This is a genomic window from Mesorhizobium sp. XAP4 (assembly GCF_029269325.1).
In the GTDB taxonomy this organism is placed as follows: domain Bacteria; phylum Pseudomonadota; class Alphaproteobacteria; order Rhizobiales; family Rhizobiaceae; genus Mesorhizobium; species Mesorhizobium ciceri.
Genome location: NZ_JARIXW010000004.1, coordinates 59,582 through 80,371 on the forward strand (window position 1 = coordinate 59,582; position 20,790 = coordinate 80,371).

Below are 20,790 nucleotides of genomic sequence, written 5' to 3' on the forward strand. Positions count from 1 at the left end.
TCAGTGCGCGATGCCGGAGCCGGCCGCTTCGTCGATCAGGCGCCCGCTGGCGAAGCGATCAAGGTCGAACGGACGGCTGATGTGGTTGTGTTCGTCAGTCGCCAGCAGGTTCGCCAGCAGCGTGCCGCCTGCGGGAATGGCCTTGAAGCCGCCCGTGCCCCAGCCGCAATTGAGGAACAGGCCGGGCAGCGGCGAGGGGCCGATGATCGGCGAGGAATCCGGCACGACATCGACGATCCCAGCCCATTGCCGCATCAGCTTGAGCTGGCCGAAGATCGGGAACATCTCCAGCAGGCCGGCAATCACCCCCTCCAGCGTCGGCAGATTGCCGCGCTGCGCGTAGGAGGGGATGCGGTCGAGCCCGCCGCCGATGACGATCTCGCCCTTGTCCGACTGGCTGACATAGACGCCGCAGCCGGGCGACAGCACCACCGTGTCGAGGATTGGCTTGACCGGCTCGGAAACGCAGGCCTGCAGCGCATAGGAATTGATCGGCAGGCGGAAGCCGGCCTTGGCCGCCAGCACCGAAGAATGCCCGGCCACCGCCATGCCGATACGCTCGGCACGGATCGCGCCACGCGAGGTCTGGACGCCACGGCAGCGGCCGCCCTGGATGATGAAATCGGTGATCTCGCAGTTCTGGATGATGTCGACGCCGAGTCGGCTTGCGGCCCGCGCATAGCCCCAGGCGACCGCATCATGGCGTGCCGTTCCGGCCCTGCCTTGCCAGATACCGCCGAACACCGGGAAGCGTGCGTCCGGTGAAAAATTGTAGATCGGCGCCACCCGGCGCACATCGTCAGGCGAAAACAGCTCCGCATCGATGCCGTTGATCTGCATGGCGTTGACGGTGCGGGCGCCGATCTCCATCTCGCCGGTCGAGTGGCAGAGATTGACCATGCCGCGTTGCGACAGCATGACGTTGTAGTTGAGCTCTTTCGACAATCCCTCATAGAGCCGGTGCGCCAGCCCGTAGAGCTCGACGCTCTCCGGATAATAGTAGTTGGAGCGCACCACGGTGGTGTTGCGGCCGGTGTTGCCGCCGCCGATCCAGCCTTTTTCCAGCACCGCTACGCTGGTGATGTTGTGGTTCTTGGCCAGGTAATAGGCCGTTGCCAGCCCATGGCCGCCGCCACCGATGACGATCGCATCATAGGACAGTTTCGGCTCGGGCGAGCGCCACGCCGGTTGCCAGCCGGTTTGGCCGGCCAGGCCCTCCTTGAACAGCGAAAAGGCGGAATAGCGTGTGGTCATGACGTGCCGGACAGGCCTGATTTTCGGAAAGAAACGTGGATCATCGCATGGTCTTCCGCACCGACGTCACCCGTTCGATCGGTCATGCCCGCATCGCCTTGCCCAGTGGATCGTATGGCGACGAGGCGATGACGCGCGCACCTCTTTCGACGCCGACGATGTGGGTTGTCAACTGCGTATCGATATCAGCCACCTCGCGCTCGACCAGCGCCATGGCGAGGCTCTTGCCGACCGTATGGCCGTAGCCGCCCGAGGTGACGAAGCCAGCAAGCTTGCCTCTATACCAGACCGGCTCGTAACCGCTGGCATCGGCGTCCACCGCGTCGATTTCAAGCGTCACCAACGTGCGCCTCGATGAAGCCTTCAGCTCCTTCCGGGCCGCCTCGCGGCCGATGAAATCGCCCTTGTCGAAAGCGATCCAGCGGTCCATCCCGGTCTCATCGGGCGTATAGTCCTGCGTGAACTCGCGCGACCAGATACCAAAGCTCTTTTCGAGCCGCAGCGAATTGACCGCGCCGAAGCCGTATTCGGTGACGCCCAGATCGCTGCCTGCGGCAAGCAGCGCGCGGCGCAGGCCTGCGTGCTCATTGGCCTGGCAATGGATCTCGTAGCCGAGTTCGCCGATGACCGAGAGCCGCCCGACTTTGGCCCGCACCAGCCCGACATCCAATGTCTTGCAGGCTAGAAAGCCAAAGGCCTCGTGCGAAACGTCCTGATGTGTGAGGCGCTCAAGCAGCATTCGCGCATTGGGACCAGCCAGCGAGAAACCGACGACCGCGTCTGAAATGTCGCGGACGGTGACGCCGTCGCTCATATGCTGCTCGAACCAGCGCATATGCCACTGCCGCAGATAGTAGGATCCCATGATCCACCAGGAGCCATCGCCCCAGTTGAAGACGGTGAGGTCGCCCTTGAGCTTGCCGTTTTCGCCGAGCATAGGCGCGAGCTTGGCGCGACCCGGATTGGGCAGCGCACAGGCAAGCAGCCGGTCGAGCCAAGCTTCCGCCTGCGGCCCGGCGATTTCGTAGCGTGAGAAGGCAGTGATATCGAGCAGACCGACGCCCTCGCGCACCTTGCGGCACTCCTGTGCGACGATGTCGAAGGCGTTGGAGCGCTTCAGCGTCGGTGTCTCGACGAAGCCATGCGGCGCGAAATAGAGCGGCACTTCCATGCCCCATGAATTGCCCCAGCGCGCGCCGGCGGCATCCATCGCGTCATGCGCGCCGGCTGTCTTCAAGGGCCGCCCCGCCGGCAACTGCTCGTTGGGATAGCTCATGACAAAGCGGCGCGAATAGAACTGCCCGGTGGTCTGCCTGATGTATTCGCGGTTGGAGGCGAAATCGCCATAGCGGGCGATGTCCATGCCGTAGACATCGGCTTCCGGCTCGCCATGGATCATCCATTCGGCAAGCGACTTGCCGACCCCGCCGCCTTGCAGGAAACCGGCCATGACGCCGCACGCCACCCAGTAGTTGGGAACCCCGCGCACCGGGCCGACCAGCGGATTGCCGTCCGGCGAGAAGGTGAAGGCGCCGTTCACCCAGCGCTTGATGCCGGCATTCTCCAGGCAGGGGTATCGGCTGAAGCCGAGGGCCAACTCGTCGGCGATGCGGTCGGTGTCTTCCTGGATCAGTTCAATGCCGTAATCCCACGGCGCCCCATCCATGTTCCAGTGCTTGTGGTTGATCTCGTAGATGCCGAGCAGCAGGCCCTTCTGTTCCTGGCGCATGTAGGTGAAGCCTTCGAGATCGACGATCAGCGGCAATTCCTTGTCCAGCGCCTGGATTTCGGGCAGCGCCTCGGTGACGAGATAATGGTGCTCCATCGGCGACACCGGCAGGTCGATGCCGGCCATCCGGCCGACCTGCTTGGCCCACAGCCCGCCGGCATTGACGACGTGTTCGGCAATCACCGTGCCCTTCTCGGTGACCACGTCCCAGCCGCCGTCCGCGCGGCGGTTGAGTGCCAGCACGCGGTTGTGCTCGATGATATCGGCGCCGCGCAGCCTGGCTGCCTTGGCATAGGCGTGCACGACGCCCGAGGGATCGATATGGCCTTCGCGCGCGGCATAGAGTCCACCCAGCATGCCGTCGGTGTTGAGGATCGGGCAGCGCTGCTTGATCTCATCGACTCCGACCAGGTGGACATCGTCGATGCCCATGGTCTGGAAGATGCGGTAGGAAGCCTTGAGCCATTCCCAGCGCTCCGGCGCCGAGGCGACCGAGATACCGCCGGTCATGTGCATGCCGATGCTCTGGCCCGATTCCTTCTCGACCTCGGAGAGCAGGTCGATCGTGTAGGCCTGCAGGGCGGCGATGTTGGGATCGGCGTTCAGCGCATGGAACCCGCCGGCCGCATGCCAACTCGACCCTGCGGTCAGCACCTCGCGTTCGATCAGCGCGACGTCGCTCCAGCCGAACTTCGCCAGGTGATAGAGCACCGAGGCTCCAACCACGCCGCCGCCGATGACGATCGCCCGATATTGGGATTTCATCCTGTCGCACTCCACCCAGCCAGTGTGGCGTACCCTATCGGTATTGTACATATGTGTCTAGAGGATGGCGGACAGCGGAATGAGCGCCCGTGCGCCGCTCTGCGCCGATACGGCAGAGGGCTCCTCTGCTGCTGTCGGCAGCAACCGTGCTTGCCATTGGGCCGATGCGCGAAGCGAAATCGTCAGGCCGCGGCGGCCGGGCCGTACTATCGGTTGCGCGAAAGCGTCTTCTCGACATAGCGCGAGAAGTCCTCGACATCCTCCGCCGGAGGCTCCTGGCCGGTGAAGCTGCGCAGATAACCGGCGACGTGAGGCAGGCGGCTGCTCATCGGCTCGTTGAGCTCAAGCGAGTAATAGCCGATCTGCATGAAATACAGCACGCGGGCCCGCACGAAGGCATCCTCCTCGTCGTAGCCGTGACGCATGAACATGTCGCGTATGGCGTTGACACGCTCCTCGTCGGCCTCGTCTAAGGCGCGCCTGATGGCGGGCGAACGACGGGCCCAGGCCCTGATCGCGAAATCCAGCTGGGGGTCGAACAGCCTTTCGTCCACCCAGCATTCGAAAATGCTCATCACCCCGCGTATGACGGTGGCGGAAGGCCGCCTGGCGCGTTCCACGATGAATTTGGTATTCGTCTGCCGCCAGTAATCCAGCAACTGATCGAGCAGATCCTGCCGGCTCTTGAAATACCAGTAGAAGCTGGAGCGCGACACATCGAGCTTCTGGCCAAGCGTCAGCACGCGGACGCGTTCGACTCCGTCAGAGATCAACGTTTCAAGCGCAAGCTTCAGCCAGTCTTCGCGAGTGGCCTTGATGTTGCCGGTGGCGCCGGCGCGCTGAATCGTCGTTTCGAGAGCTGCCATCGACACGACGCATGACATGCTGCCTCAGGCAAATCAAGGCTATGGACATAAGTGTACAGGATGAATCGGCCCAAGCCGATTGATGCACGATGGAGGTTGGCTGCATCGAGGCTCGATGGGGAATCGTCGTCGCCCGCCATCCGCGCGGCGCAGGCACGGGGATTTTTGTCGCGGCTGGCGGTTCACTGTTTGCTTTCCCGCGAGGCAATTGTCTGGCAAATACCAGTTCAGACAGATGCCCGCGCGGCCAACAAGCAGGAACACACGATATGACGCTGTTTCGAAAGAACCTCATCGATGGCGAGTGGGTCGGCGATGCCGGTTCGCGCAACATCAACCCCTCGGATACCGGCGACATCGTCGGCGACTATGCATCGGCGGGTGTCGAACAGGCCCAGCAGGCGATCGCTGCGGCCAAGGCAGCGTTCCCGGCTTGGTCCCGCTCCGGTCCGCTGGCGCGTCACGCGGTGTTGAAAAAGGCCTCCGACGAGATTCTGGCGCGCAAGGACGAGATCGGCCGCAACCTGGCGCGAGAGGAAGGCAAGACGCTGGCCGAAGGCATCGGCGAGACAATTCGCGCCGCCCAGATATTCGACTTCTTTGCCGGCGAAACGTTGCGTTTGACCGGAGAGGTCGTGCCGAGCGTGCGGCCGGGCGTCGGCGTCGAGATGACGCGCGAGGCGGTCGGCGTGGTCGGCATCATCACGCCGTGGAATTTTCCGATCGCTATTCCGGCCTGGAAGATCGCCCCGGCGCTGACACACGGCAACACCGTCGTCTTCAAGCCTGCGGAGCTGGTTCCCGAGAGCGCCTGGACCATCGTCGACATCCTGCATCGCGCCGGCCTGCCGAAGGGCGTGCTCAATCTCGTCATGGGCAAGGGCTCGGTCGTCGGTCAGGCGATGCTCGACAGTCCCGATGTCAACGCCATCAGCTTCACCGGCTCGGTCGGCACCGGCAAGCGCGTCGCTGCGGCAAGCATCGAACACATGCGCAAGTTCCAGCTTGAAATGGGCGGCAAGAACCCGCTGGTCGTGCTCGACGATGCCGACCTCGCGATCGCCGTCGATTGCGCGCTCAACGGTGCCTTCTTCTCGACCGGCCAGCGCTGCACCGCCTCGTCCAGGCTGATTGTGGCTGACGGCATTCACGACCGCTTCGTCGACGCCCTCAAGGATCGCATGAGCAAACTGGTCATCGGCGATGCGCTCGACGCGCAGACCCAGATCGGTCCTGTCGTCGACGCGACGCAGCTGAAGCAGGACGAGGACTATATCGCCATCGGCGTCAGGGAAGGTGCCACGCTCGCCTTCGGTGGCGAGCGGCTCGACCGCAAGACGCCGGGCTTCTACCTGCAGCCGGCGTTGCTGACCGAGGCGACCAACGCCATGCGCAGTTCGCGCGAGGAGATTTTCGGGCCTGTCGCCAGCGTCATTCGCGTCAAGGACTATGACGAGGCGCTTTCCGTTGCCAACGACACGCCCTTCGGCTTGACCTCCGGCATCTGCACCTCGAGCCTCAAGCATGCCACGCACTTCAAGCGCAATTCGGAGGCCGGCATGGTGATGGTCAACCTGCCGACGGCGGGTGTCGATTTCCATGTTCCCTTCGGCGGCCGCAAGGGTTCGAGCTATGGGCCGCGCGAGCAGGGCCACTATGCGGCGGAGTTCTACACCACGGTAAAGACGGCCTATACATTCGCGGGCTGATCAGCCGTCGACCGATCAGCCGGGCTGATCGGTCACTGCCGACCACGCCGGCAACCCCGCCATGCACATCTGGATTGGAGCGGCGCGAAGGATGACAGTGCAGGACCTGACCTGGCTTAACCCGCCGCCGCACCATTCTATCGATGGCGACAGCGTTCGTGTGCGCACCGGCAAGGAGACCGATTTCTGGCGCGAGACCTTCTACGGTTTCTGGCGCGACAATGGCCACTTCCTGCACCGGCCCGTCGAAGGCGATTTCACCGCCGAGGTCACCGTCAAAGGCGACTACGAGGTGCTTTATGATCAGGCGGGGCTGATGGTCCGGCTCAGCGAAACCCATTGGATCAAGGCCGGTATCGAGTACACCGACGGCCTTGCCTATTTCTCCGTCGTGGTCACCAACGACACGTCAGACTGGTCGCTGGTCGCCATTCATGCCGGTCCGGGCGGCGTCAGGATCCGGCTGACCCGTCACGCCGAAACGATCCGTGTCCAGTATCTCGATGCTTCCGACGGCCACTGGAAGCCTGTGCGGCTCGCCTACTTTCCGATCTCCAGGACGGTCGATGTCGGCATGATGTGCTGTTCGCCGCAACGCGAGGGCTTCGAGGTCACATTCTCCGGCTTTTCGGTGGGGCCGCCGATATCGCGGGAATTGCACGATTGAGACGTGCGGCCTTGCGCCGACCGCAAGCCCTTCGACCTTTGTCATAATCAAGTCTGTAGATCGCCGCCTGCCTCGCCGACGGCTGCGCCTGTCGTAAGTTGGGTTCTCCGGAGCCGGAAGGGGTATTGCGGGGAAACTTTTGGCCTTTGTTCCGCTCAAGGCGAATATGTCGGGCAGCACGTTGCAACGGTGTTGGCATCCGCGCTAGGAGTTGCCCATGGGCAGGTTGCGAAGGGCAGTCAAAAGAGCCGTCTATTCCAGGGCGCTGAGATTTCTTGGCGTTCCGCCCGTGCTGTGGTCGCAAGGGATCGGACATTTCTGCGATTTCGCCGGGCCGCGCTGGTATCGCAACGCGTCAACCGCATCGACACAGAGCGAGGCATTTTTCCGCCAGCATTACAGCGGCGCACATGGCATCGTCTGGCTGCGTCTGAGCACCTTGTCCAGGGATGCGCAAACCTGTGATCTCGACACGTTCGTCAGGATCGTGTTGCCGACGATCACGGCACCGTTCACGCTGCTGACGACCGATGGCGATGCTTCGGTGCCGTCTGATCTGGCGAAGGACACCGTCGACCAGCTTCTCGCCAACCCCTTCCTGGTCTCCTGGTACAGCCAGAATTGTGACGGCACTCACCCCAGGGTCAAGCCTTTCCCGATCGGGCTCGATCTTCACACGCCTCGGTCCTTCGCCACGCCGGAAGGGCTTGTGAAGCAACTGGAAATCATACGCGCCCGGCAGGATCATGTGGACCGCCGCCCGCCCAGACTGTTCTCTGATTTCAGCATCAGCAATGGCTCGAGACAGCGCCGGGAACTGCTTGATGCCCTGCGCGGATGTCCGCATGTCGATTTCCTGACGAAACGCGTCTCGCAGCGCTCGATCTGGCAACTGTACTCGCAATACCCGCTTGTGCTGTCCACCGAAGGCAACGGCCTGGACTGCCATAGGACATGGGAGCTGTTTTATCTCGGCTGCATCGTCGTCACCAAGACCTCGCCGCTCGACCCGCTCTATCAGGGTCTGCCGGTCATTATCGTCGACGACTGGCATGAGGTCAGGGACCCTGATGCGCCGAGGCGCTGGATAGAGCAGGTTAAGCACCTGACCGAGCGCGACCATGTTTGGGGACGCTTGCATCCGCAAACCTATCTCGAGCCCATTCGGCAAGAACTTCTGCACGCACTCTGACAGGGCAGCCACGAAATTGGAGTCGCGGTCGGCAGGGCCCGCAGGATCCGCGGAAATATAGAGCCGGCTAACCTCTGGATGGCACCGACGTTTGGCGGATATCCGAGATGGTCGACGAGGCTTTCGTCAAGCGCCGCATCGTCGCCGAATGTCCGACGCACCAGCTGCGGCAGGCTGCCGGAATGTCACCATCGCCTGGACCACGCCAACCAGCGGCCCGCCAGATGCTTCCATGATGAGGTGAGCCTTGTCCGCCGATAGGCGTCGCCGGCCATCTTTATGCCTAGCGCCTGCGTCGGGAAGGGATGGATGACGTCGGCCAGCGCACGCAATCCCATGCCCGATTTGATGGCCAGCGACACCGCATTGATCATCTCACCGGCATGGCTGGCGACGACCGTGGCGCCCAGGATGCGGTCGGACCCTTCCCTGACGTGGATTTTGACGAAACCCTCCTCCTCGCCGTCCATGACCGCCCGGGCGACATCGTTCATCAGCACCGTATAAGTCTTGACCGGGATGCCGTTCTGGCGCGCCTCCGCCGGATAGAGGCCGACATGGGCGATCTCCGGATCGGTGTAGGTGCACCACGGAATGACCAGCTCGCTCAGTTTCCTGCGTCCGAGAAACAGGGCATTGCGCACGACCATGCGAGCTGTGGCCTCGGCGGTGTGGGTGAATTTGTAGGCGAGGCAGACATCGCCCGCCGCATAGATGTGCGGATTTGTGGTGCGGAGATAATCGTCCACCTTGATACCGTCGGCATCGTATGCCACCCCGGCGTTTTCCAGGTCGAGGCCGTCGACATTGGGCGATCGGCCGATGCCGGTGATGATCTCGTCGACGGAAATCGTTGTCGTGATGTCGTCGCACACCAGATCGGCGAGCTTCTTGCCGCCTTCCGTTCGCACCGCTACCACCTCGGTGTTGAGGCGAACCTCGACACCTTCGCGCGCCAGCGCGTCCGAAAGAATCTGGGCGGCGTCGCGTTCCTCGCCGGGCAGGAACATCGGTTCCCGTTGCGCCAGGATGACCTTGGCACCGAGCAGGCAGAAGGCCTGCGCCGCCTCGCAGCCGAGCGGTCCGCCGCCAATGACCAGAAGCCGCTTCGGGCACTCCGTGAGCTCGAACATGGTCTCGTTGCTGAGATAGCCGGCCTCGGCAAGGCCTGGAATCGTCGGCAGCCTCGGGCGCGCGCCTGTCGCGATCAGCGCCTTCCTGAAACGCAAGGTTTGTCCGGCGACCGTGACAGCGTCCGGTCCGGAAAACAGCGCTTCGCCGAAATAAAGGTCGATGCCTTCGGAAACCAGCCTATCGGCGGCATCCGCGCGGCTGATCCGCTGCCGGATCTGCCGCATCCGCGTCATGGCGCGCGGAAAGTCGACGTGAAGACGGTCCGGCATGTCGCCGCCGAAATTCTCGGCATCGCGCATGTCGGCATAAAGCCTTGCGGTGCGGATGATCGACTTGGACGGGATGCAACCGACATTGACGCAAGTTCCGCCGATCAGATTGCGCTCGATGAGCGCGACCTTTGCGCCGAGGCCGGCCGCTTCGTAGGCGGCAGTCAGCCCAGCCGGCCCGGCACCGATGACGACGAGGTTGTAGGGACCGTCCGGCTGCGGGTTCTTCCAGTGCGGCGGATGGGCGCTCGCGATCAGACTGATGTCGTTGCTGTCGACGGGGAAGGCGGTGATCCTGGTCCGGTCACGCGACATTGCCGCCACCTGACGCCGGGCTTGCCGGCTGAGACAGCCAGCCGCCATTGAATCCGGCCTTGTGCAGGCCGCGACGGATATGCTGATTGGACCGCATCAGCTTCCAGATCAGCCCTGACCGATGGTTCTCGATCATCATCACCACGATACCCTGATCCAGCCCATAGTGGCCTTCCGACACCCAGCCGTGCCTCCCGAATTTACGCCGGTTCGCCAATGTCGGATTGAAGCCGCTCGGCAGCCGGAAATTGTCGATCACCTCGGGGTAGCGATCACCGAGATGGCGCAGCGCCGCCAGGCAGATCTCCGGCGCGAAAGGCAGTGATGCCGGATAGGACCAAGGGGCGATCGTCCCGTCATCGGGCCCGAACGGAGCGCCGCGCGCGGCATAGCCGGAAAACCGCCGGCGCTGTCGCTCCACGCTGGTGCGGAAGCCGCCCGGCCCGTCGCCCGCCGAAAGTCCCCAAAGGTTCTCTTCATAGCCGTCATAGCCGTAAGGGTTGTGGCGCGCATAGTCGCGATGCAGATAGGTCGAGCGGCGGCTGTTTTCGAAATAGTCCGAGTTCTTCTCGCGCATGAAGGCGTCGCGGATGCCGGCGAAATCGATCCAGGCATGCGAGAACTGGTGCATGAACAATGGGCCGCCATACAGCACGTCGTAGCCGTAGATGTTTTCCCACTGATAGGTCGCCGTCCAGCCCTCGTAGCTGTTATCCGAGGTTGGACTGTCAGGCGAGGCCATCGACAGCACGTAGAGGATCGTCGCTTCGTTGTAGCCCTCCCAGCCATAGTGCAGAAAGCCGCTCTTTGGCTTCCAGCCTTGCCGCAGGGTCGGGCTTGAACCCTGTGCCCACCGCCAGTCGACGCGCCGGTAGAGCGCCTCGGCCAGTTGGCGGATTTCGGCTTCCTCGTCATCGTCACCGGAGAAATAAGCGCTCGCCACCAGCATGCCTGATATCAGCAACGCCGTATCCACCATCGACAGTTCGCAGCGCCAGACGCGCAGGCCGGTCCGCATATCGAGGAAATGGTAGTAAAAACCCTTATGGCCGGTGACGTCGTCGCTATTGCCTTGCCGGCTGGTCGAGAAGAAACGCAGCGCGGCCAGCGTCAGCTTCGCGGCGGCATCGCGCGTCATCCAACCGCGCTCGACGCCGATCGGATAGCTGGACAGCGCGAAGCCGACGACAGCGATGCTGGCCGGCGAATTTGGCCGCGATGTGTCGGCGACCAGTCCGTTTTCGGGGTTCACGTTATCGAGGAAATAATCGAAGGCGGCGCGCTGATAGCGGTCCAGAAGCTCATCGTCGGACAGTGCGGCAGATTCGGCTCTAGCAAAAGTAGCAAACTCCCGCCTGACGGCTGCATTCCGTGTCATGGTTCCCGCTACCTTGTCGCGACTTGTCGATTCGAGGCGTCCAACTATACGCCCGCATGCTCCATCCGTTGCACCGTCACGTGGAATTGAGATTCGTTCTGCCTCAGTAGGTGGCGCGGCCGCCGGAAACGTCGAACACGGCGGCCGTCGTGAACGAACACTCTTCCGAGGCGATCCAGCAGATCAGCGCCGCCACCTCGTCGACCGCCAAAGCGCGCCATCGGTATCTTGGACAGCATGAAGTCGATGTGCTCCTGGCTCATCTGCTTGAAGATCGCGGTGCGCACGGCCGCCGGCGTGACGCAATTGACCGTCACCCCGGTCTTGGCCAGTTCCTTGCCGAGCGACTTGGTCAGGCCGATTACCGCGGCCTTGGACGTGCTGTAGGCGGAGGCGTTGGGATTGCCTTCCTTGCCGGCGATCGAGGCGATGTTGACGATGCGGCCATAGTTGCGCTCGAGCATGTGCGGCACGAGCGCCTTGTTGCAGTAGAAGACGCCGTTGATGTTGATGTCGATGACCTTCTGCCAATCTTCCGCCGAATAGTTCCAGGTCGTCATGTTCGGCCCGGTGATCGCCGCGCTGGTGACCAGGATATCGACACCGCCAAGCGCTTCGAGCGTCGACCGGGCAGCGCGCTCCACGCCAGCGGCATCGGCAACGTCGATAGCGATGCCGTGAAGACTGGGGATGACGGCCTTGGCCTGTTCGATCTGGGCGGGATCGCGATCCCAGACCGAAACCCGTCCGCCTTCTTCGACAATCCTCTGCGCCACCGCCAGACCAATGCCCGATGCGCCACCGGTGATGACCGCCACCCGATCGCTGAACCGTCCTGCAAAATTCATCGGCATCCGATCTCCCCCCGTCACCCGAACCCGATGGACTGACAACGCGAGCGCCATGCCATCGGCGGCGACTGTGCTGCCACCACCAGGCAAGTTCAAGCCGGCATGCAGCCCGATCGTCTGGGCCAATCCCGTGCCGGGATTACACGGGAATTCCCTCGAGCTGGTCGCCCAGTGCTTTCACCATCGCCACCAGCGCTGGTCCGATCTCGGCATGCGCGCGGTCCTCGGTAATGATCTCGCCGATGCCGCCGCAGGTGATGGCAACCAGCGGCGAGCCGTCACGCGGGCGGAACGGCACGCCGACTGCATGGATGTAGCTGTGCCAGGCGCCGAACGACGTGACATAGCCCTGGCGTGCATATTGGGCGATCGCATCGTCGATCGCCGCCGCGATCATCGCTGCCTTGTCCGGCTCCGCCTCCTGCAAAGCCCGTACAAGGCTGACGCGCTCCTCGGGTGAAAGGGCCGCCGCATAGGCCAGCCCCATCGATGTCTTCCAGATCGGCAGATAGGAGCCCGGGTTGAGCCGCAGCGTGACAAGGCTCTCCGACCGGCAATTGGCGAGATACACCATGTTGAGGCTGTCGCGCGTGCCGAGCGCCACCGCCGCCCCCGTCAAATCGGCCAGCGGCTGCATCAGCGGCCGGGCGACGTGCACGACGGCGCTTGAACTGAGCGCCGAATAGCCGAGCGCCACGGTAGCCGACCCCAGGCTGTAGCGGCCGAGATCCTTGTCGTACAGGAGGTAGCCGAGCGCGCTCAGCGTATAGGTGATGCGCGACACCGTGGCTTTGGGCAGGCCGGTGCGGGCAATGATGTCCTGGTTGCCGAGCGAGGCGTCGCCCGGCCGGAAGGCGCGCAGGATGCCGAGCCCGCGCACCAGCGACGACGAAAGCTGTGCGCCTTCGCCTTCAAGCTCCGTCTCGTCCCTGGTCGCTCGCTTGCGCACGCTGAGGTCTTTCTGGCGTCGTCGTTCGCCTGTCGGGCCGGTGACGTCGGCACTGTCGATCAAAAATGAAATTAAATTCCATTTATATTGACAGCGGCTTTCTCGGGCTGTCAATATGCTTCCGTCGATGGCATGTCCCAGCGCCTTGTGCCATCTTACGAAGCCCCTCCCTGTGAAGGTAGCCACGTGTCTCGCTATATTTTGCGCCGGCTTATCGCAATGCCGTTTCTGGTGCTCGGCATCGTCACCATCGCCTTCCTGATCACCACGGTGACCAAGGGGGATCCGCTGACCGCGATTGTCGCCGAACAGCAGATGAGCAACCCCGAAGTGGTGGCCGCCGCCAAGACGCGTTGGGGTCTCGATCGTCCTTTGCCGGAACGCTATATGATATATCTTGGTAATCTGCTGAGCGGCGATCTTGGCACCTCGTTCATCACCAAGCGCAATGTCGGCACCGACATTCTCTACCGCTTGCCGGCAACGCTCGAACTGGTTTTCGCCGCGATGATCTTCGGCACCACGCTCGGCATCGTGCTTGGTGTGCTGGCCGCCTATTTCCGCAACAGCCTGATCGACCATGGCGCGCGGCTGTTCGCCTTGTTCGGCTCTTCGCTGCCGGTGTTCTGGTCGGGGCTCGGCCTGTTGTTCATCTTCTCCGTCATGCTGAACTGGCTGCCGGGGCCGGGCAGGGTCGATGCCCGCTTGGCATTGCCGCCCGGCATCACCGGCTTCCTGACCATCGATTCGCTTCTGGCTGGCGACTGGACCGTCTTCAAGGACGCGCTCTGGCACCTGCTTCTGCCGGCCTTCGTCCTCGGCTGGACGGTTTCGGGCACCATATCGCGGCTGGTGCGCGCCAACATGCTTGATGTGATGAGCCGCGAGTTCGTGCTCACCGCGCGCGCCAAGGGGGCGAGCGAATTCCGCGTCGTCATCGTCCATGCCCTGCGCAACACCATGGTGCCGACCCTGACCGTCATCGGCTATTCCTTCGCCTATCTGATCACCGGCGCGGTGCTGACCGAAACCATCTTCTCCTGGCCGGGCATGGGGTCCTATGCCGTGGAGGCAGCGCGTGCGCTCGATTTCCCGGCGATCATCGGCGTCACCATCGTCGGTGGTCTCGCCTTCCTGGTCACCAACCTCATCACTGACATCCTCTACGTGGTGGCCAATCCGCGCGTGAGGTTGAGCTGATGGCGGTCGTCGTCACCAAGTCCCGCTCCTCGACGGTTCCCGAATGGCTGACCGCGCCATTGGCCATCGGCACGGTCGTCATCCTGTTCTGGCTGTTCATGACCGTATTCGCCAACCTGGTCGTGCAGTTCGATCCGCTCGAAATGGTCGCACGCCGGCTTCAGGCGCCAAGCTGGGCGCATTGGCTGGGTACCGACGCACTCGGCCGCGATGTGCTGGCCCGCACTCTGCACGGGGCCGCGCATTCGCTGCCGATCGCGGTTCTGGTCGTCGTCTCTGCAGTGATCATAGGCTCGCTGCTCGGCGCCATTTCCGGCTTCGTCGGCGGATCGACCGGCGCGGCGATCATGCGGCTTGTCGACGTCACTCTGTCCTTTCCGCCGATGCTGCTGGCCATGGCCGTCGCGGCGTCGCTCGGACCAGGCCTCGGCAATGCCGCCATAGCCATGGTGCTCGTCTGGTGGCCCGTCTACGCCCGGCTGATGCGGGCGCAGGTATTGGAGGTGAAGGAGCGCGAGCATGTCGAGGCGGCAATCGCCGCCGGCGCCAGGCCGCGGCGCGTGCTGTTCACGCACATATTGCCGCTTTGCTGGACCCCGGTGCTGATCAGCGCAACCATGGATCTCGGCCAGGTCGTGCTGCTTGCCGCGTCGCTCAGCTTCATCGGCCTCGGCGCCACGCCGCCGACACCCGAATGGGGCTCGATGATCTCCGATGGCGCCGTTCATTTCTATCAATGGTGGATCGCCTTCGGTCCCGGCGTCGCCATCCTCACCATCGTGCTGGGCTTTAACTTCATAGGCGACGGCTTGCGCGACATTCTCGATCCAAGGTCGGACTAGGCGATGAGCGCACAGATTTCCTCAGCGCCACCGGGCGCAGTCGACAAGGTGGGCGAGCGCGAGCCGCTGCTGTCCATACGCGGTCTGCGGGTCGGGTTCCGCAAGGCCGGCAGTCAGTTCGAAGCGGTTCGCGGGATCGACCTCGACGTCGCCAAGGGCGAAGTGGTCGGCATTGTCGGTGAGTCCGGCTCGGGCAAGTCCGTCGGCATGCTCGCCGCGCTCGGCCTCACGTCAAAGAACGCGGTGGTCACCGGCTCGGTCCGCTTCAACGGCGACGAACTGGTCGGCAAACCGGCGCGCGAGATGCGCAAGATCAGGGGCGCGCGCATCGCCATGATTTTTCAGGACCCGCTGTCCTCGCTCAATCCGGTGATGACCGTCGGCGCCCAGATTGCCGAGGCGGTCAGGCTGCATCAGCGCGTGACACGCAAACAGGCGATGACGCGCGCGGTCGAATTGCTCCATCTGGTGGCGATCCCGCAGCCGGAGCGCCGGGTCAACCAGTATCCGCATGAATTCTCCGGCGGCATGCGCCAACGCGCGGTTATCGCCATGGCCGTCGCCAACGATCCTGACCTGTTGATTGCCGACGAACCGACCACGGCGCTCGATGTCACGGTGCAGGCACAGATCCTGGCCGTGCTGCGCTCGCTGCAGGAACGGCTCGGCCTCGGCCTGGTGCTGATCACCCATGATCTCGGCGTCGTCGCCGGCCATGCCGACCGCGTCGCGGTCGTCTATTCCGGCCGTGTCGTCGAACAGGCAGGCGTATCCGAGCTGTTCGCCGATCCGCGCCATCCTTACACGCGTGGCCTGATCGCCTCGATCCCCAACCTCGAGGAAAGCCGCGAGCGGCTGTTCTCGATCGACGGTTCGCCGCCCGCACTTGGGCGCTTGCCGGGCGGCTGCGCCTTCCATCCGCGCTGCATTTATGCCGCGGCACGCTGCCGGACCGAGGACCCGCCTTTGCACGATGTCGGCGGCCGGTTCTCGGCCTGTCATTTCGCGACGACCTTGCCGCCCTTCCACAGTGCTGTGCTGGCGGCGGCGAGCCTGGACAATGGAGACGTGGCCCCATGAGCGCAGCGGAGCAACTCCAGGCGGAAACCAAACCGGCGGCTGCGCTTTCTGTTCGCCATCTCGTCAAGGACTTTCCGGTTCGCGGCGGCCTCGTCTTCGACCGTGCCGTTGCCCATGTCCGTGCGGTCGCCGATGTCTCGTTCGACGTAGCACCGGGCGAAACGCTGGGTCTGGTCGGTGAATCCGGTTGCGGCAAGTCGACCCTCGGGCGCTGCCTGATGCGGCTGATCGAGCCGACCAGCGGCGAAAGCTGGTTCCGTGGCCAGAACCTGCTCGCGCTCAATCACGAAGACATGCGCCTGATGCGGCGCTACATCCAGCTCGTCTTCCAGGATCCCTACGGGTCGCTGCATCCGCGCATGCGCATTGCCGACAACATCGCCGAGCCGCTGCGCATGAGCGACATGTCGGCGACCGACCGCCGCGCGCGCGTCGCCGAATTGCTCGAACTGGTGCGGCTCAATCCCGAGCATGGCAAGCGCTATCCGCACGAACTGTCCGGCGGCCAGCGCCAGCGTGTCGTCATCGCCCGCGCGCTGGCACTCAATCCGCAAGTGGTGATCCTCGACGAGCCGGTTTCGGCCCTCGACGTTTCGGTGCAGGCCGGCGTGCTCAATTTGCTCAAGGACATCCAGCAATCCTTCGGCACCTCCTATCTGTTCATCGCGCATGATCTGTCCGTCGTGCGCCACATCTCGCATCAGGTGGCGGTGATGTATCTCGGCAAGATCGTCGAGATCGCGCCGGCGGCCGAACTCTATTCGAGGGCGCTGCATCCCTACACCCAGGCGCTGCTGTCGGCGGTGCCGCTCGCCAATCCCGAGAAGGAGCGCAAGCGCGAGCGCATCGTGCTGAGCGGCGATGTGCCGAGCCCGCTCAACCCGCCATCCGGCTGCCGCTTCCGCACGCGCTGCTTCAAGGCGCAGGCGATCTGCGCTGCCGTCGAACCGCCGCTCGATCCGGCCGGTGGTTCGCATCGCGTCGCCTGCCATTTCCCGGAGCCGGTCAACACTTTCAGGGCTGTCTGAGTAGCCTGCCGAATTCACCCGAAGGAATTTTGATCGTGACTGAGGACCATTCCGCGAATGCCGGTACGGCAGAACCCGCGCGCTTGCCGCTCGAAGGCATCAAGGTTCTCGACCTCTCGCGTGTGCTGGCCGGGCCGTGGGCAACGATGAGCCTTGCCGATCTCGGCGCCGAGATCTGGAAGATCGAGAACATCGACGGCGGCGACGACACCAGGGCGTGGTCGGTGCCGAGCTACAAGGGTGTCTCGACCTACTATCTCTGCGCCAATCGCGGCAAGCAGAGCATCGCGCTCGACATGAAAAGCCCGCAGGGGCTGGCGATCGTGCGCGAGCTGGCGGCGAAGGCCGACATCGTCGTCGAGAATTTCCGCTCAGGTATCGCCGATAGGCTCGGCGTCGGTTTCAAGGAACTCAGCGCGTCAAATCCGCGGCTGATCTACTGTTCGATCTCCGGCTACGGCCAGACCGGGCCCGATGCCGGACGGCCCGGCTATGATTTCGTCATGCAGGCCGAAAGCGGCCTGATGGCCATCACCGGCGAGAGCAATGGCGAACCGATGCGTGTCGGCGTCGCCATTACCGATATCGTCTGCGGCATGGTCGCCACGCAGTCGATCCTGGCGGCGCTTTACGAGCGCGCGACGACCGGCAAGGGCCAGTTCCTCGACCTGTCGCTGATCGACTGCGCGCTCAGCCTGCTGATCAATGTCGGCAGCGGTTACCTTAACACCGGCCAAGAGGTCGCCCGCTACGGCAATGCCCATCCGACGGTCGTTCCCTATCAGATATTCGAAGCCTCCGATGGCAGCTTTGCGCTGGCGGTCGGCAATGACCGCCAGTTCGCAGCGCTGTGCGAGAAGGTCGTTGATCTGCCACATCTGGCTGGGGATGCGCGCTTCATCAAAGCAGGGGCGCGCGCCACCAACCGTGAGGCGCTGATCCCGCAACTAGCCGCCGTCTTCAAGACCAAGCCACGTGACCACTGGATGGCCACCTGTGCCGCCGCCAGCGTGCCGGCCGGCACGGTAAAATCGATACCGGAAGTCTTCGACAGTTCCAATGTGCGCGAGCGTGGTCTCGTCCAGACCTTGCCGCATCCGCATCTCGGCTCCGTCGCCATGGTGCGCCCGGCGCAGGGACTTGCCGCGCAGCTGACCGCGGACTTCACCGCGCCGCCGATGCTGGGCCAGGACACAGCTGCCGTGCTGGCCGACGTGCTCGGCTATAGCGCCGAGATCATCGACCAGCTGATCGGCACCGGCGCCATCGGCGTCTATACGCCGGCCGCCGAATCGATCCCCGCCTGATCTTCATGGAGCCTGACGGGCCTTCGTCTCGCATTTGCAGGTCGACTGAATGGTTCTTCAAGAGGGCGAAGAGCCGTTCCTTGTTTTGGCGCAATCCCCTGGAGAAAGCGCTATGCGCTTTTCCCGGGAAACCGCTTCACCTTTTCTGGAATTGCTCGGCCGGCTACTTCTGCTGGCCGTAATTCTTGTAGCGCCCGCGAATGGCGGGGATCTCGCTGCCCTCGATGAGCACCGGCGTGCCGGCGCTGCGCGCCAAAAGGTACTGCCGCGCCAGGGTTTCCAGCTTGATGGTGCGGATGAGCGCCGTGTCGAGATCGCCGCCGAAGGCGATCATGCCATGATTGGCGAGCAGGCAAGCCGTGCGGTCCTTGAGCGCGACGACGGCAACCTTGGCCAGTTCGCTTGACGCGAAAAGCGCATAGTCCGAGCAGCGCACATCATCGCCGCCGAAGCCCGCCACCATGTAGTGGAACAGTGGCAGCGGTTCACGCAGGCACGACAGCGCCACGCAATGGTCGGGATGGGCATGCACGACGGCGCCGGCCTCGGGAAACGCCTTGTAGATTTCGGCGTGCATCTCCCATTCGCTCGACGGCCGGAACGCAGCGTCCCAGGATCCATCGAGCTGCATCCCCACCATCTGCTCCGGCCGCAAGGCGCTTGTGGCTATTCCCGTCGGCGTGATCAGCATGCCGCCTGTCGTGCGAACGCTGATGTTTCCGGTGGTGCCGACATTCATCCCGCTGGCGTCCAGCGTCTGCGTCGCGGTGATCAGGCTCGTGCGTTCGATTTCGAGTTCCATCACGATGCTCTCCTTGCCGGTGGCCATGTGTCGATCGCCGGCGCAATAGTGCTCGGCCGTGTCATGTCTTGCAGGACGTCGGCGAAAATATCCGGGCCGCCGAGCTTTCCCGATTTCAGCATCAGCGCCAGCGGATCGGAAGGCCGGCCGGGGAGGTGAGCGATGGCGCGCGACAGTCCGGGGCCCTCATAGGCGCCCATGGCGATCCGGTCGATGCCGAGAGCCTTCGCCACCGAACCGGCGGTCTCGCCGCCCGCGACGACGAGCCGGCGGACGCCGAGTTCGCGCACCAGAATCTGGGCAATCCCGGCCAGGATCTCTTCCGCCCTTGCCGCCACCATATCGCGGCCGTGCGCCTGCTGCAGCGCTTCGACGGTCGCTTGCGGCGCTGTCGTAGCAATGGCGATCATCGCGCCGGGCAAATGCCGTTGGGCGAAGGTACGCGCTTCGGCCATGACATCGGCGCCGGCAAAGGCGCTGGCAAGGTCAATCGTCAGCAGTGGATTGTTTTGCGCAAAACGCTCGAGCTGTTCGATGGTGCGGTCGGCGACGCTGCCGGCCAGCACCGCTGCCGGCCCTTCGACGGCCGGCAGGCTGGCGGCAACGAGATCGCCTGAATCCAGCAGCCCATGCGTGAGCCAGGCCGGTGGCAGATGCGCGGCGACTGAGGAATTACCGGTCATCAGCGGCAGGTCGAAGGTGGCTTCCGCGATCGCCGCCAGATCGCGCTCGCGGATGGTGTCGGTGACCAGCAGCGTCTCGCCACGCGCGCTGTGTGCTCGTATAGCGCTTCGGATGGCTCCAGCGCCGGCGTCGACGACGAGATAGGGCACCAGCCCGACCTTGCCCCTGCTCTGCGCCTGCAGCACGCGAACCAGATTGGAATCGGTCATCGGCGTCAGCGGATCGAAGCGCTTGGGCGACTCAGCAAGCAGCTGGGGACCGCCGAACATATGCCCCTGATAGACGGTGCGCCCAGTCTCACACAGCGCGGGGGCGAACAGTGTGACGCCGCCGCCAAGGCGCTCGAGCAGCGCTTCGGCGCAAGGACCGATATTGCCCGCGGGCGTCGAATCGAAGGTGGCGCAATATTTGAAGAAGATCTGCCGCGCGCCAGCTTCGACCAGCCGGTCCGCGGCCTCCAGCACCTGGCGCACCGCATCGCTGGCTGCGATGACGCGGGTCTTCAGCAGGATCACATGGGCAAGATTGCCTGATGGGATCGGCGCGTCCAGCCCGACCGTGCATCCCGTCGGAATGCCGCGCGCGACCAGCATCGACGCCAGCTCGGTGCCGCCGGTCAGATCGTCGGCAATGGCGCCGAACAGCAAGGAAGGCATCGACGCGGTCATGCGGCCCGTCTCATGTCTGCCGGTTTCGGGGCGGCTTGTCTCATGTCGGTGGTCAGGCCATTCGTGGTATCATATACACAAGCCACGCGACGCAGGCGACG

The 20,790-nt window shown here is 63.8% G+C and carries 16 protein-coding genes and 1 pseudogene; 8 read left to right on the plus strand and 9 right to left on the minus strand.

Annotation, left to right across the window (positions count from 1 at the left end; genetic code table 11):
• The 3 genes from P3C39_RS17970 to P3C39_RS17980 all read right to left on the minus strand — a co-directional run bounded on the left by P3C39_RS17970 (position 1) and on the right by P3C39_RS17980 (position 4,614).
• On the minus strand, positions 1 to 1,254 hold the full coding sequence (locus P3C39_RS17970) for a sarcosine oxidase subunit beta (RefSeq protein ID WP_275954175.1): 1,254 nt from the start codon (positions 1,252 to 1,254) through the stop codon (positions 1 to 3).
• Between the two features lie 82 nt (positions 1,255 to 1,336).
• The gene (locus P3C39_RS17975) at positions 1,337 to 3,748 is read right to left on the minus strand and encodes an FAD-dependent oxidoreductase (RefSeq protein ID WP_064992936.1); all 2,412 of its coding nucleotides are present in this window, start codon (positions 3,746 to 3,748) and stop codon (positions 1,337 to 1,339) included.
• A 206-nt stretch (positions 3,749 to 3,954) separates the two neighbouring features.
• Positions 3,955 to 4,614 (minus strand): TetR/AcrR family transcriptional regulator, encoded by a 660-nt coding sequence (locus P3C39_RS17980; RefSeq protein WP_024501867.1) that lies wholly within the window; start codon positions 4,612 to 4,614, stop codon positions 3,955 to 3,957.
• 269 nt (positions 4,615 to 4,883) lie between these two features.
• On the opposite strand from P3C39_RS17980, the gene P3C39_RS17985 reads away from it, so the two are divergent.
• The 3 genes from P3C39_RS17985 (at position 4,884) to P3C39_RS17995 (ending at position 8,182) form a co-directional block, all read left to right on the plus strand.
• Complete coding sequence (locus tag P3C39_RS17985) at positions 4,884 to 6,323, plus strand: aldehyde dehydrogenase family protein (protein WP_127384628.1); 1,440 nt, start codon at positions 4,884 to 4,886, stop codon at positions 6,321 to 6,323.
• A 91-nt stretch (positions 6,324 to 6,414) separates the two neighbouring features.
• Entirely contained in the window at positions 6,415 to 6,990 is a 576-nt protein-coding gene (locus P3C39_RS17990; RefSeq protein WP_063170443.1) for a DUF1349 domain-containing protein, read from the plus strand.
• A gap of 217 nt (positions 6,991 to 7,207) precedes the next feature.
• A complete protein-coding gene (locus P3C39_RS17995) occupies positions 7,208 to 8,182 on the plus strand; it encodes a hypothetical protein (RefSeq protein ID WP_275954174.1) in 975 nt (324 codons plus the stop codon).
• Between the two features lie 185 nt (positions 8,183 to 8,367).
• Here P3C39_RS17995 and P3C39_RS18000 read toward each other — a convergent pair whose 3' ends face one another.
• From P3C39_RS18000 to P3C39_RS18015, 4 genes and pseudogenes are all read right to left on the minus strand, one after another.
• On the minus strand, positions 8,368 to 9,900 hold the full coding sequence (locus P3C39_RS18000) for a mercuric reductase (protein WP_275954173.1): 1,533 nt from the start codon (positions 9,898 to 9,900) through the stop codon (positions 8,368 to 8,370).
• Entirely contained in the window at positions 9,890 to 11,278 is a 1,389-nt protein-coding gene (locus P3C39_RS18005) for a glucoamylase family protein (protein WP_275954172.1), read from the minus strand. The genes P3C39_RS18000 and P3C39_RS18005 overlap by 11 nt, the downstream gene beginning before the upstream one ends.
• Positions 11,279 to 11,381: 103 nt before the next feature.
• A pseudogene (locus P3C39_RS18010) lies at positions 11,382 to 12,132 on the minus strand (SDR family NAD(P)-dependent oxidoreductase).
• 136 nt (positions 12,133 to 12,268) lie between these two features.
• Positions 12,269 to 13,078, minus strand: coding sequence for an IclR family transcriptional regulator (locus P3C39_RS18015; RefSeq protein ID WP_013528139.1), 810 nt, complete (start codon positions 13,076 to 13,078; stop codon positions 12,269 to 12,271).
• A gap of 186 nt (positions 13,079 to 13,264) precedes the next feature.
• Here P3C39_RS18015 and P3C39_RS18020 point away from each other — a divergent pair, with 186 nt between their 5' ends.
• Genes P3C39_RS18020 through P3C39_RS18040 form a run of 5 tightly spaced genes read left to right on the plus strand, consistent with a single transcriptional unit; the run spans position 13,265 to position 18,535 of the window.
• Positions 13,265 to 14,278 (plus strand): ABC transporter permease, encoded by a 1,014-nt coding sequence (locus P3C39_RS18020; RefSeq protein ID WP_027164248.1) that lies wholly within the window; start codon positions 13,265 to 13,267, stop codon positions 14,276 to 14,278.
• The gene (locus P3C39_RS18025; RefSeq protein WP_346016451.1) at positions 14,275 to 15,120 is read left to right on the plus strand and encodes an ABC transporter permease; all 846 of its coding nucleotides are present in this window, start codon (positions 14,275 to 14,277) and stop codon (positions 15,118 to 15,120) included. Before P3C39_RS18020 ends, P3C39_RS18025 begins: the two co-directional genes overlap by 4 nt.
• Positions 15,121 to 15,123: 3 nt before the next feature.
• Positions 15,124 to 16,200 (plus strand): ABC transporter ATP-binding protein, encoded by a 1,077-nt coding sequence (locus P3C39_RS18030; RefSeq protein ID WP_275954169.1) that lies wholly within the window; start codon positions 15,124 to 15,126, stop codon positions 16,198 to 16,200.
• Positions 16,197 to 17,228 (plus strand): dipeptide ABC transporter ATP-binding protein, encoded by a 1,032-nt coding sequence (locus P3C39_RS18035; protein ID WP_013528135.1) that lies wholly within the window; start codon positions 16,197 to 16,199, stop codon positions 17,226 to 17,228. Before P3C39_RS18030 ends, P3C39_RS18035 begins: the two co-directional genes overlap by 4 nt.
• A gap of 35 nt (positions 17,229 to 17,263) precedes the next feature.
• On the plus strand, positions 17,264 to 18,535 hold the full coding sequence (locus P3C39_RS18040) for a CaiB/BaiF CoA-transferase family protein (protein ID WP_275954168.1): 1,272 nt from the start codon (positions 17,264 to 17,266) through the stop codon (positions 18,533 to 18,535).
• A gap of 163 nt (positions 18,536 to 18,698) precedes the next feature.
• Here P3C39_RS18040 and P3C39_RS18045 read toward each other — a convergent pair whose 3' ends face one another.
• Both P3C39_RS18045 and otnK read right to left on the minus strand, forming a co-directional pair.
• Positions 18,699 to 19,337: a class II aldolase/adducin family protein gene (locus P3C39_RS18045; RefSeq protein ID WP_084015593.1), complete on the minus strand. Its 639-nt coding sequence runs from the start codon at positions 19,335 to 19,337 to the stop codon at positions 18,699 to 18,701.
• Positions 19,337 to 20,689 carry a 3-oxo-tetronate kinase gene (gene otnK, locus P3C39_RS18050; RefSeq protein ID WP_275954167.1) on the minus strand — a complete coding sequence of 451 codons (1,353 nt, stop codon included), beginning with the start codon at positions 20,687 to 20,689 and terminating at the stop codon, positions 19,337 to 19,339. Before otnK ends, P3C39_RS18045 begins: the two co-directional genes overlap by 1 nt.
• Between the last annotated feature and the right edge of the window lie 101 nt (positions 20,690 to 20,790).